The organism is Planococcus sp. ISL-110 (genome assembly GCF_018613575.1).
Classification (GTDB): domain Bacteria; phylum Bacillota; class Bacilli; order Bacillales_A; family Planococcaceae; genus Planococcus.
In genome coordinates, this window is sequence record NZ_JAGGPX010000012.1 from 166,742 (window position 1) to 179,362 (window position 12,621).

Here is a 12,621-nt window from a genome sequence, read left to right on the forward strand (position 1 = left end):
ACCATATACTTTGGAGGTGTTTCGGACATGCAGACAGAAACAAAGAAAATTATCCAGGCATCATTGGATGCCTTGCTCGAGAATGAATCGTTCCTACCCGACTTGATAGACCGGAAACAGGCTTTTGCTTCACTGAGCGCCATTCTTTCTACACCCGATAAAGTACATAAATCTTTTCTGAGTGTTCCGCTCGATGACGGAAGTGTGGTGCGAATCCCATCTTACCGTGCACAGCATAACGATGCGATGGGTCCTTACAAAGGCGGGATCCGTTTCCACGAAAGCGTCAATGAAGACGAAGTCATCAACCTCGCCTTTTTAATGACCTTGAAAAACGCCTTGCACAAAGTCCCGTTTGGCGGCGGCAAGGGTGGAATTGTCATCAACCCACGCGAATACTCGGAAAAAGAGCTGAACCTCATTTCCAAAAAGTATGTCCGCTACTTTGCTGATGTCATCGGTCCTGACAAAGACATTCCTGCACCAGACATGGGTTCGGGCGAACGCGAAATGGACTGGATGATGGCAGAGTATAAGAGAGTCCATCATGGCACCCCTTACCTGGGAAGCTTTACAGGTAAAAGTGTTGTGAACGGCGGTTCTCTTGGCAGACGGGAAGCAACTGGCAAAGGGGTCTATTTTACATTCCGTTATCTGCTTCACGATTATGTAAAAGCGAATCAACAATTGCTTGCCCACAGCGATAATCGTTTCGCCAAGACCACCTTGTCTCTTTACGACCGTCCTTTAAAGATGGCTGTTCAGGGCTTTGGGAACGTTGGCTCTGTTGCAGCTCTTGAAGCCTATAAATGTCCGCTGATCGATCATAAAATTGTAGCCGTCAGTGACCGCAACGTCACCTTATTCAACGAAGATGGGTTGGACATTCCTGCATTGATCAAATTCACCAAAACCCACCGCGGAGATTTGCCATCAACAGAAGAACAGCTTCAAAGTGCCGACATTAAAGCCGACATTAAAGAACGGGATAGCCTCGTGACACTGCCTGTTGATGTCCTGCTTTTGGCAGCGCTGGAAAACCAGATCCATGAAGGCAATATGGAGGGGATCCAGGCGCGGATCATCATCGAAGGAGCAAACGCACCAACTACTGCGCAAGCTGATGAATACTTGAATGAACAAGGGGTTGTCATCATCCCTGATATCCTGGCAAATGCCGGAGGGGTCATCGTCTCTTATTTCGAATGGCTTCAGGGACGTGAGACTCAGTTCCATACAGAAAAAGAAGTCTATCGCCTATTGATCGAAAAAATGCAGGAAACGATGGACATGATTCTCCCACAATACTACGGAGATCACTTCGCCCTTCGCCAAAACTGCTTTATCCATTCCGTCATGCGATTATCGACGGTGCTTTACCGGCAAGGCAGGCTCTACTAAAATACAGAAACGCACAGCCCCTTTTTACGGGCTGTGCGTTTTTACATCTCAGCTATCCGCCGTTGGTGGGAAATCCTGTATGCATCGTGCCGGAAGTTCAGAACCCGGTCTTCCGAACATGCGATGCCTTCCGTCATAAGCGTGGGATCGTACATAATCCCTTCTGCCTCCGGCGCTTCTTCTGTTATCTCCAAATAGCCAATCGTCAGCTTTTCGCGGTCTTTTGGCCACTCTTTTGTCGGATCATCAGTGGGATCTCCCGACTGTCCTAAAATCACATCCAGCCGGAACTCCACTGGTGCTCTTGCCACACGATCTTCAATGTCCGCTTCAAAAAAGCCGATGGGCAAGGCAATCGCATCTAGCGGCGATAAGGTCTTTACTCCACTTTCTGGTTCCCAAAGATATTTGACAGGTTGCCGCTGTCCTTTTTGATTGATGAAATAAAATGCATGGACCGAGTTGTATTGGCCGGTTGCAAAACTGGCCGGCGCCTGCATTTTTCGAATATTGGCGATCATCGCGCCGCTTTCCGGATAATCCGCAAGCAAACCTGCCAGTTCGGTTAAACTCGGTTTGCCTTTCTTAAATGACTTGACGACTCCCAGCATTTCGGTAAAAATTTCAGGCGTTTTAGCAAAGAAAATGGGAGACGTGACTCCTACAATATTGGTGGCTTCCCCATTTGGCAATTGGAATTGCACCGCCATGCCTTTGACCGGAGACATCGCATCGGCCCATGTCGGATCTGGAGAAAAATGCGAAAAACGCACAAATGCACTGCTTTCGCCTTTTTCAAAATGCGGTGCTGCCGTCAATTGGCTGGCAGCACCAGTCGCTGTGAAACGCGCCTTATAGCTTTTCCCTCTCGCATGAGCTCGCCGGTAACCGGGATGTGTACCAAATATTTCTTCAATCTGATCAATGGCCGTTTCTGCCAATTTGTCCATTTCATCACCTCTTCTTCTGTTTTATACCCCTTTTTGAAGCCTTTAACAGCTATATGCTGATCCGCATATAGCTATAGCCACCAGGAGACGGCCGCTGCCAAGCCGAGCTGCCCTGTGAAAAAAACTGCCATGAAACTGCTGATTCCGATTGCTGCCTCTGTCCCTGCCATTCCACTCAAAATTGCCGGAACCGCCCGAGGAAAAAGTGTCCATAGCCGGAGCCGGCTGTGTGCTTAATGTTAAAGTGAGAATTGTCGTAGCCAACAAAACAGAACCACCTTCCAATAGCATCCATAGATCATTGCAGCAATAACATACGCACTCAAAAGGAAGTTGATAAAAAACACGGCAACAAACTTTGCCATAACGATGACCAATGGACCATTCCCAGCAGCATTTTGATGGTGGTCGTTTTGCCTGAACCATTCAATCCGATAAAACCGCAGATTTCTCCTTTCCCGATCTCCAACGAAATATTTTCTACAGCCGAGAACGTCTTGTAACGCCTGAACAGATGGGATAATCGAATAACAGGACTCATTTACACTGCTCCTTTACCAAAGGGTCCCTTAATAAAAAACAGAATTTTCAATTATATTATGTACCTGTTCTGCCAAACTAATAAACATTGAATGGTGCTTGAATATTTATTGATGGAAAGGGAATACAGTAAAAGAATGCGCAACACACAAAAAAGGAGGCAATATCCGTGGATTTTAAACACGAAAACAACAAGTTCTCGGCTCTGGAGAATTCAGAAGAGTTGGCTTTCCTGAGCTATGAATCAAATGGTGATGTATTGACTGTCGATCATACCGAAGTCTCGCCACAGTTAGAGGGCCAGGGAATCGGCAAGAAATTAGTGGAGCAGGTTGTCGAATATGCCCGCAGCGAAAATAAAACGATTGACCCCCAATGTCCATTTGCCGATGGCGTCATTGAAAAGACTCCTGAATTTCAGGACGTAGTGGCTAAATAAACAAGCATCCGCTTCAGGCGGATGCTTTTTCTTATGACTTTGTTTGAGAGCATCACCAGCGGGAACATGAACAGTAAAAGGGGTTGGACAGTGTGAAGACATCACTTGAAGAAGCCGTCAAGTTGCATGCACAGCCATTCAGTTCAGTCGAGGATTTGACTCCTCTTTTAGAAGCGATCGGGGATGCAAAATTTGTCCTTCTTGGAGAAGCGACACATGGAACATCCGATTTTTATACATGGCGGGCAGCCCTTACCAAAAAACTGATTCAGGAAAAGGGATTTTCTTTGATTGCCATTGAAGGCGATTGGCCTTCCGCCCAGCGGGTAAATCACTACATTAAAAATTTTTCTGAGGAAGAGAAACAGCCACGCGAAGTGCTTCAGGCATTTAAGCGTTGGCCTACTTGGATGTGGGCCAATGAAGAAATAGCCGATTTTATCTATTGGCTGAAAATGCACAATCAGAAAAATCGCGAAAAGGTTGGATTTTATGGCATTGACGTTTACAGCCTCTGGGAATCCTTGGAAGAGATTGTCCGTCGCTTGACAGAAATCCATCCTTCCGGTGAAGATATTGCATTGGCTAAAAAAACATTGTCCTGCTTTGAGCCATTTAACCGTGTGCCCGAAAACTATTCTGCCACTGCCGCTGACTACTCAAAAGCCTGCGAGAAAGATGTGTACCGATTACTGGCATCCATCCGTTCAAACAAGGACCTTTACAAAGATTCGTACGAGAGCGATCTGGATTTGAAGATCAATGCACTGGTCGCAAAAAATGCAGAAGACTATTATCGTGCTCTAACGAAAAGCGATGAAATTTCTTGGAACATCCGCGATGAACATATGGCGGAAGCCATCAACGAAGTGTGTGATCATCACGGCAGACAAGCTAAAATCATCGTCTGGGAACATAATACCCATATCGGTGCTGCCAATGCCACCGATATGAAAAATGAAGGCATGACTAACGTAGGTCAGATTCTGCGTGAACAAAATTGCGCGGAGGATGTTTATGCCGTCGGCTTTGGAACCCATTCAGGAACTGTCATTGCGGCGCATTCTTGGGAAGAGCCCTATGAAAAAATGAAGATCCCGCCTGCCAAGCCGTATACGTGGGAGGATCTTCTGCATCAGGCCGACGCATCCGATAAATTTCTACTGTTCCACCCGCAGAATTTCACTCTATTCGATCGCTGGGTCGGTCATCGCGCAATCGGTGTGGTCTATAACCCTGAGTTTGAATCCTATGGCAATTACGTCCATTCCAAAATGTCACAGCGATATGATGCTTTTATTTTTATTGACCGCACCCATGCGCTGTCCCCTCTTTAAACCAAAAGCCGATTTTTTTGAGCATTTATACATGCTCTCCAAATTTCGAATGTTATGATTACAGAAGACTTGCTTGGTGTAAACTAATTTCATTGAGCCTGAGTTAAAAAGTGATTATCCACCAAAGGAGCTGTACTAACAATGACGGAAAAGACACAACTTGGAAAAACCGGCTTATACATCAACCCGATCGGCCTTGGCATAAACGCTGTAGGTGGACACAATCTCTACCCAGATTTAAATGAAGACACCGGCAAAGAATTGGTTCACGCTGGCATCGATAATGGACTGAATTTCATAGATACCGCTTATGCCTACGGGTATGGCCGTTCAGAGGAATTACTGGGCGAAGTGCTGCAGGAATCCGGTGCGCGCCAGGAAATGGTGGTTGCAACCAAAGGGGCTCAACGTCGTCAAGGGGATGAGCACCTTACCGACAACTCTCCTGCGTTTTTAAAGCAGTCGGTGGAAGACAGCCTAAAACGACTTCAGACCGATTATATCGACTTGTTCTATATCCATTTTCCAGATGAAGAAACACCGAAAGCTGAAGCCGTCGGCGCTTTGCAGCGCTTGAAAGAAGAAGGCAAAATCCGTTCCATTGGCGTTTCTAATTTTTCCATGGAGCAGCTGAAGGACGCTAATAAAGATGGTTATGTCGATGTTTTCCAAGGCGAATATAATCTGCTGAAGCGTCAGGCGGAAGAAGATTATTTCCCTTACGTAAAAGAACACGGAATCTCCTACGTTCCTTATTTTCCGTTTGCTGCAGGCTTGCTTGCGGGTCAATACGATAAAAACAAAACCTTCAATGACTTGCGGACGAACATGCCCCATCTGCAAGGACAAGAGTTCGAACACAATTTAGAGAAGGTTCGGAAGCTGAACGCACTGGCAGAAGCAAAAGGTGCTGACACAGCAAATGTGGTGCTGGCCTGGTACTTGGCACGGCCTGAAATCGATGGAGTGATTCCCGGAGCCAAACGCGCAGATCAGGTGTTGTCAAACTTGAGCGCATTGGACGTTCAGTTGAGCACTCAGGAAATTCTGGAAATCGGCTCTATTTTTAAAGACTGACACAAATAAAAGGCGGCCCACAAGGGGCCGCCTTTTATCATTTTATCTGAATTCGCCATCCGTAATGTTATACAGATAACTCCAGTTGTCCGCTTTGTAGAGCTCATGGAAAGAAAGGCGGTCTCCTGTACCTAGGAGCACTTCTTCTCCAACAATCGCTACTACCATTGCCGTCCCTGTATTATCCAGGTTCAAGTAAACATCTCCGATAGAAGGACGGATTGCATTCCTCTCACGCAATACTTCTTCTAGTTGAGCATCTTGTTCCCGCTGTTCAGCCGAAACCTTGGATTTGTCCAAGTATACGATATCATTGCTGCCCGCTTCTTCTCCAGGTATCATAACAAAAAATTCTTTTGCTTTCACTGTGTTTTGGCGGGTAGTGATGACATTCTTGCCTTCAACTGATTCGACTTTCTCGAACTCATTCAATGAATAATGATCCATGTAATCAGGATCCGGTTTAGTGATCAGGATATAGCCGCCTTCTTCTGCTAGCCGGTCTTCGCGCAAGGTATATCGCGCTCCAAAGAATAGGAAAGAATCCATTTGCTTCGGTTTGTAAAACGTAACTTCATCAGCCTTGCTCGCGACTTGCTCCATGTCTTTGACCCGGAACATCAGCACCGACTTTTTAGCTAATGGTTTTACAGAATACACCTTATGCAATTCATTTTGGTAATAGACGAATTGTCCTTTTCGTACTTGCAATAATTTCATAATTTACCCTCCGATACTGTCATTGCCATGACTTCATTCTAGAGGAAAAATGGTTAGAAGTCCATGCAAGTACTCGAATTGTTTGGTATGCTACTATCACAAAACTATTAATGGCGGAGGTGCCTTGAATGGACATTGAAAATCGGGATGAATTTATCATCAAAAAGTACCAACAGGAAGAACAAGTCATGGTCCAGCTGTTTGTACAATGGTGCACGAACCACCAGCTGAATCCGGCTGAACTTTATCAGCGTGCGTACCCAGGACAACTGCAAAGCCCTGTGCTGACTGCCGCAATCGATCAGACCGATACAGAAGAGCTGGAAATAGGCCATGAAACCTTATTGGACGTCCTGCAGATGTTTGGGAATTACGATCTGGCTTTTGTCGTTTCTGAAGAAATTGAAAAACTCCCTAAAAAGTAAAAGATCCAGTGCGAAGGCACTCGATCTTTTACTTTTTGCGTTTCCGCAGTTCTTTGGCTTTGTTTTCAATATAGCTGGTGCGCAGATTTTCATAGCGATTGGATGCTACGTTGCTGTAAATTTTATCGAACTTCGACTCAGCTTTGACCATTTCAGCTTCTGTCTCTTCAACCTCTTCTGTTTCTACAGGTTCTGGACGCTCTGCCAGCTGTTCTTCTTTTTTCTCTTCCCCCATTGTCAACCACTCCTTTTTCGAAATCCTTTTAATTGAAAGTTTCCCTTCATTGCATTTCCATAAACAAGGAAAACGGTCTTTTTGAACGAGTAGACGGCCTTGTTCTTTTCCTTCAAACAGTCAGTTTTGGATTTTTTAATGCTTCTCCAAGAAACTTTGCAAGCTCAAGCATTCCATACTTCCCAGCTAATGCCTCTGCATCGGCGTTATAATTGGTATTGGTGTTGACATCGTACGTAAAGATATTCCCAGCTGCGTTGCGGATAAATTCAATGCCGGCTACATCAATTCCATTTCGGCGCAGGAAGGCTTCGTATTTTTTCAGAATCGGATCTTCAAAGCCCTCAATCACCTGGAACTTTGGTGCTTCTCCGGCTTCTTCACCTATTGGGCAAAACAAATCATCGATACGGCAAGCATCTGCAGGACATAACTCAAAGCCTTCAGAAGTATCCACCTTAACAGCGTAGACGAACTTTCCACCGACAAACTCACAGCGTGTGATAAATGGCTGCGGCGCTTGAATGTACTCCTGAATCAAGGTGATGCCATCAATGGATGCTTCAAATTCAGGACCATCCACATATTCCTTTAAGGCTTCAAGTGAATGGAATAATCGAACACCCAGACCTTTTCCGGCACGGTTATGTTTTGTGATGAATGATGGAACATCCATTTTTTCAGCAGCTTTTAAAATCTGCTCCCTGCCATTTACGGCAATCGTTTTCGGCGTTCGGATTCCCGCTGCATTCAGCGCCATATACTGATTGACCTTACTGACTTCAAGACGCAGCGCACGGCTGCCATTAAAAACGATTCGGTCATGATGTTCCAACCACACCAAAAGAGATTCCGTCATTTCAGGCGCGAAACGATGGCCTCTTGTATGGGAAGAGGCACTCATGCGGCTGTAAAAAACACCTTCAGGCGGTGTTTCACTTAAATCCACCAGTCCTTCATCGATAAACCAGTCTTCGTAAGGCAATCCCAATTCATCCAGTCGCTTGAAAAGATGGACGGTCCATTCTTCATTTTCGTGTATGACATAAACTTTTTCCGACATGCTGTATCCTCCTAGATGCTCAGTGCTTCAACCGCTTTTTATTTACACACTATCAACAATCGATCTTTTACAGAATAAGGCCAGTATACAATAATTTCCTTAATCCATACCAGTAAATGAAGCGGGCATGACTACCGCGATGACTTCACCTGTCGCGCAAAGCCTTTCACCAGCATATACTTCCACCTTCACTTTGAATTTTTTCGGGTGGATTTCCTCAACTTTTCCCACTGCCTTTAAAACAACTCCCTGAGGCGTCGGTTTCAGATAGTCTACATGCAAAGAGGCTGTAACAAACCGTGGCGGTTCTTGACCACTGCCAGGTTCAAAGCCATTTTTCCGGTGCAGCGCCAAAGAAGCGGAGCCTGTTCCGTGGCAATCGACCAGCGACGCAATCAATCCGCCATAAACAAATCCTGGAATAGCTGTGTGCACTTTCTTCGGCTCGTACAAAGTGACGGTTTCCCCACCATTCCAGGCTGTCCGGAAATGATGCCCTTCCTCATTGAGGCGGCCGCAGCCGTAACACCAGGCAAAGTCTTCTGCGTATTCGTCCTGTATGGCGATAACTGAATGATTTTCCATGATTTCTTCCTCTTTTCATTGGGATATGTAGTTCTTGACTTCAGCTTGCGGTAGATACACCTTTCATTAGACAAAGGAAAAAGCATGATCCTTTTCATCAGATCATGCTTTTCCTTTTTCCATCCCTCGAAAATCCTGAGGGATTTTTTGCACGCGGAAAATTTTATTAAATTCTTTCTACAAACTGTACAACTCTGACGAATACGAAACCCTCGTCATTGCAGTTTAGTCACGCTGACTGTCTTTGCCAATAAGGCAATTAGGTTCACATCTACTTCTCAGTGAATTTTTTGGTTCTGCAGCCAGGCTTTCAATTGCACTTCCACAAAAAACTTACGGCTTACTGTTTGAAACACTTTCCGGATAGAAACCCGATTAACAATGGTTCCTGACAAGAGTGAATATCGTCAGTAAAGCAAATTTCCCGCCAAGGCTGTGCAGTTTCTCGTCTGAAGGCGATTCTGGATTGGATCCAGTCGTATCTTCTGACGGTGATTCCGCCTTGTACTTTTATAATACCCATCTTAGATATAAATCTAAACCTATTTATAAAATTTTTTTATAAATTCTGAATAATATTTTTACATTTCACCTTTGTCGCTCTATACTAATAATTAGTTCGAAAACCGTAATATATAGAGGAGAGATCATATGGTTAAAAGTTTACCAGTACGTTCAGCAGTTCCTGTCGAAGAGACATGGGATTTGTCCAGTTTATTCGCCAGCTCCGAAGATTTCGATCAAGCAGTGGAAAGCTTGGAACAGGAAGCCCAAGCCTTAAATCAAAAAACTCAAGGGACCATCATCGATGTGCCCACCACCATTCAGGCTTTAACAGATTATATGGCCTTCCTCGAGAAATTAGTCGTGGTAAGCACCTATGCAAGTTTGACCATCAGCATAGACCAAACCAACGACGATGCTCAATTGCAGTCCAGCAAATTCAGCGCTGCTGCTGCCAAAATCAGCAGCTCACTGTCTTTCATCAACAGCGAGCTGCTGGCTTTGCCGAAAGAAATCCTGGAGCAGGCGATGCAGAAATCTGCAGAATTCAAAGTTTTTCTGGAAAAGCTGCTTCGCAAAAAACCTCATCAGCTGCATCCTGAAGTAGAAAAGAGCCTTGCTGCTTATTCTTCCACTTTCAGTGCGCCATACGGTCTTTACAACACCACAAAAATGGTCGATATGAACTTCGAGGATTTTAGGGTGAACGGCCAAACATATCCACTAAGCTACGTTTCTTTTGAAGGCGACTGGGAAGCTGAGCCAAATACGGAGCTTCGCCGGGCAGCTTTTGATGCTTTTTCAAAAAAGCTGAAGGATTATCAGCACACAACCGCCAAAACCTATGACATGCAATTGCAGACAGAAAAAACAACAGCGGATCTGCGTGGCTATGACAGTATTTTTGACTTTCTCCTCTTCAACCAGGAAGTGGACCGCTCGCTCTACAACCGCCAAATCGATCTGATCACCACGGAGCTGTCACCGCATATGCAGAAGTACGCCAAGCTATTGCAAAAAGCTCACGGCCTGGACCGCATGACCTTCGCCGATTTAAAAATTTCTTTAGATCCCAGCTATGAACCGGAAATCACCGTGGAAGAATCCAAACAATACATCGATGATGCCCTATCGATTATGGGTCCGGACTATATCGAAATGGTGGACCGGTCTTATTCTGAAAGATGGATCGACTTTGCACAAAATAAAGGAAAATCGACCGGCGCTTTCTGCTCGAGTCCTTACGGTGATCATCCCTATATCTTGATTTCCTGGACGGGGCGCATGAACGAAGTCTTTGTACTGGCCCATGAACTTGGACACGCTGGCCATTTCTATAACGCCAACCGTGAACAAAACATCTTCAACGCACGGCCTTCCCTTTACTTTATCGAAGCACCTTCTACAATGAACGAAATGCTGGTCGCCAATCATTTGCTGAAAAATTCAGAGGATCTGAAATTCAAACGTTGGGTAATTTCATCGATAGTAGCCAGAACCTATTACCATAACTTCGTCACCCACCTGCTTGAAGCTGCTTATCAGCGTAAGGTCTATGATCGGATTGATGCAGGAAAAAGCGTCAATGCCGGCATTTTAAACACCATAAAACGCGGTGTGCTGGAGGAATTCTGGGGAGATGCGGTCGACATTACAGATGGCGCCGAGCTGACCTGGATGCGCCAGCCGCATTATTACATGGGCTTGTACCCGTATACCTACAGTGCCGGATTGACCATCTCTACTCAAGTGTCCAAACGGATTTTAAATGAAGGCCAGCCGGCTGTAGATGAATGGCTGGAGGTTCTCAAAGCAGGAGGCACTAAAACACCGGTGGAACTTGCACAAATGGCCGGAGTCGATATCACGACCGAACAGCCGCTGCGCGACACTATTGCCTATATTGGCGAATTGGTGGATGAACTAGTGCGCTTGACCGAAGAAATTGAAGGGTCTAACAGCTGAAAACTTCACTCTGTTTTAAGCTTCAAACATAAACAGAGCCGTGTGCAAAGTAACTGCGCACGGCTCTGTTTCAATTTTTCTTATTGCAGCGCAGCAATAGCTGTTCCACACCAATAGCGATGATGGTACCGGTGATCAAGCCATTTGATAAAGTAGCAGCGAGAACAGACGGCAGATTCGCCATGCTTTCGGGCGGTACGAACATGATGCCGACGCCGCTCATCAAACCGAACGCTGCCACTTTATAAGAACGCTGCCTGTTTTTTTCATTCTCCAACTCCGTAAAGGCCATTTCCACCATTTTAGTGAACACTGCAAAAATGACCGCATAAGCCACCGGAGCCGGCAAAGAAGCAAGAATGGACATAAGTGCTGGGAAAAAGCTGATCAGCATCACGATGAGACTGCCGAAGATAAAAGGTTTTAGCGCTGGCATTCTGGTGGCGCTGACAAAGCCGGCCGCTCCTGAAATCGGCACGGGACCGATGGACGAAAACAACCCGGCAATGATGTGATTGATGCCGGAGGCCGCTGAAGCCTGTTTGATGCGGTCAGGCGCTTGAATCGAAAAAGAGTTCTTCAACACGCTCTCCATTACCCGAATAGACGCCATCATATTGGCGATCAGCAGTATCGTTAAAAACAAAGCCGTAACAAACATGCCGCTGTCCCAGACTAATGGGCCAAAAACCAGCATTTCCGGCAAAGAAATTAAGGCGCTTGCGCCACCATCTGCTCCAGGCGCCTTCCCAAGAATCCAAAAAATCAGCCAGCCTGCTGCAATCGCAAACAAAATGGAGTAGCGGCTGACCCATGGCGCTTTGTGTCCCATGAAAAAGAAAGTCAGTAAGATTACCGCAATACCGCCCGCCAGCACTACACCATCCACCGGGTCGCCTTTCGAAACGATCCCCAACAACCCTGCCAGTATCGACTCGCTGATCTGCAGCACCAACAGCAGCAGATAAACGAAAGTGATGGTTGGTGTAAAGAAAATCTTAAGCTTACCGACCAAGCCTGTATAAGTGAATACGATAAATAGGACACCACTGTACAACAAACCGCTTTGCAGCGCTTGAAGAGATTCTTCCATAGAGGAATACATGATGCCGACTAAGCCCGCGTAAACAATGAAAATTCCCCACCATAAACCGGCTGGCCCTTCGTTGATCGGCATGCGGTGGCCGATAGATGCCTGCACTAAACAGGCGATGCCCAGCACAAACATGGTCCGCTGAACGAATAGCGCCGTATCTGCCGTATCCATGCCAAAGATGCTGGCAATGGCAACTGGTGCTGCAATAGAGGAGGCAATCAGAAAGACCGCCCATTGCACACCGCCAAAAATACTTTTCATAACCGATTTCCCCACTTCTTCAT

At 45.8% G+C, this 12,621-nt stretch carries 13 protein-coding genes; 6 read left to right on the plus strand and 7 right to left on the minus strand.

Features of this window, described 5'->3' with window-relative positions:
* Nucleotides 1-27: 27 nt before the first annotated feature.
* Nucleotides 28-1,401: a Glu/Leu/Phe/Val family dehydrogenase gene (locus J7I83_RS08610; RefSeq protein WP_215100286.1), complete on the plus strand. Its 1,374-nt coding sequence runs from the start codon at nt 28-30 to the stop codon at nt 1,399-1,401.
* A gap of 41 nt (nt 1,402-1,442) precedes the next feature.
* Here the strand turns inward: J7I83_RS08610 and J7I83_RS08615 are convergent, their stop codons facing one another.
* Together J7I83_RS08615 and J7I83_RS08620 are read right to left on the minus strand one after the other, a co-directional pair.
* Nucleotides 1,443-2,351, minus strand: a complete 909-nt coding sequence (locus tag J7I83_RS08615; RefSeq protein WP_215100287.1) for a catalase family peroxidase — start codon at nt 2,349-2,351, stop codon at nt 1,443-1,445.
* A gap of 322 nt (nt 2,352-2,673) precedes the next feature.
* Complete coding sequence (locus J7I83_RS08620) at nt 2,674-2,892, minus strand: ATP-binding cassette domain-containing protein (RefSeq protein ID WP_215100288.1); 219 nt, start codon at nt 2,890-2,892, stop codon at nt 2,674-2,676.
* A 168-nt stretch (nt 2,893-3,060) separates the two neighbouring features.
* On the opposite strand from J7I83_RS08620, the gene J7I83_RS08625 reads away from it, so the two are divergent.
* The 3 genes from J7I83_RS08625 to J7I83_RS08635 all read left to right on the plus strand — a co-directional run bounded on the left by J7I83_RS08625 (nt 3,061) and on the right by J7I83_RS08635 (nt 5,744).
* Nucleotides 3,061-3,330, plus strand: coding sequence for a GNAT family N-acetyltransferase (locus J7I83_RS08625; RefSeq protein WP_483313433.1), 270 nt, complete (start codon nt 3,061-3,063; stop codon nt 3,328-3,330).
* 92 nt (nt 3,331-3,422) lie between these two features.
* Nucleotides 3,423-4,667, plus strand: a complete 1,245-nt coding sequence (locus J7I83_RS08630) for an erythromycin esterase family protein (RefSeq protein WP_215100289.1) — start codon at nt 3,423-3,425, stop codon at nt 4,665-4,667.
* 141 nt (nt 4,668-4,808) lie between these two features.
* Nucleotides 4,809-5,744, plus strand: coding sequence for an aldo/keto reductase (locus J7I83_RS08635; protein WP_215100290.1), 936 nt, complete (start codon nt 4,809-4,811; stop codon nt 5,742-5,744).
* 42 nt (nt 5,745-5,786) lie between these two features.
* Here J7I83_RS08635 and J7I83_RS08640 read toward each other — a convergent pair whose 3' ends face one another.
* The gene (locus tag J7I83_RS08640; protein ID WP_215100291.1) at nt 5,787-6,464 is read right to left on the minus strand and encodes a hypothetical protein; all 678 of its coding nucleotides are present in this window, start codon (nt 6,462-6,464) and stop codon (nt 5,787-5,789) included.
* Between the two features lie 128 nt (nt 6,465-6,592).
* Between J7I83_RS08640 and J7I83_RS08645 the strand changes: the two genes are divergently transcribed.
* Complete coding sequence (locus J7I83_RS08645; protein ID WP_215100292.1) at nt 6,593-6,889, plus strand: hypothetical protein; 297 nt, start codon at nt 6,593-6,595, stop codon at nt 6,887-6,889.
* 28 nt (nt 6,890-6,917) lie between these two features.
* Here J7I83_RS08645 and J7I83_RS08650 read toward each other — a convergent pair whose 3' ends face one another.
* The 3 genes from J7I83_RS08650 to J7I83_RS08660 all read right to left on the minus strand — a co-directional run bounded on the left by J7I83_RS08650 (nt 6,918) and on the right by J7I83_RS08660 (nt 8,772).
* Entirely contained in the window at nt 6,918-7,124 is a 207-nt protein-coding gene (locus tag J7I83_RS08650; protein ID WP_215100293.1) for a hypothetical protein, read from the minus strand.
* Nucleotides 7,125-7,236: 112 nt separating this feature from the next.
* On the minus strand, nt 7,237-8,187 hold the full coding sequence (locus J7I83_RS08655) for an ATP-grasp domain-containing protein (protein ID WP_215100294.1): 951 nt from the start codon (nt 8,185-8,187) through the stop codon (nt 7,237-7,239).
* 99 nt (nt 8,188-8,286) lie between these two features.
* Nucleotides 8,287-8,772: a PaaI family thioesterase gene (locus J7I83_RS08660; protein ID WP_215100295.1), complete on the minus strand. Its 486-nt coding sequence runs from the start codon at nt 8,770-8,772 to the stop codon at nt 8,287-8,289.
* 651 nt (nt 8,773-9,423) lie between these two features.
* On the opposite strand from J7I83_RS08660, the gene pepF reads away from it, so the two are divergent.
* The gene (gene pepF / locus J7I83_RS08665) at nt 9,424-11,241 is read left to right on the plus strand and encodes an oligoendopeptidase F (RefSeq protein WP_215100296.1); all 1,818 of its coding nucleotides are present in this window, start codon (nt 9,424-9,426) and stop codon (nt 11,239-11,241) included.
* Between the two features lie 70 nt (nt 11,242-11,311).
* Here pepF and J7I83_RS08670 read toward each other — a convergent pair whose 3' ends face one another.
* On the minus strand, nt 11,312-12,598 hold the full coding sequence (locus J7I83_RS08670; protein ID WP_215100297.1) for a purine/pyrimidine permease: 1,287 nt from the start codon (nt 12,596-12,598) through the stop codon (nt 11,312-11,314).
* Nucleotides 12,599-12,621: the final 23 nt, after the last annotated feature.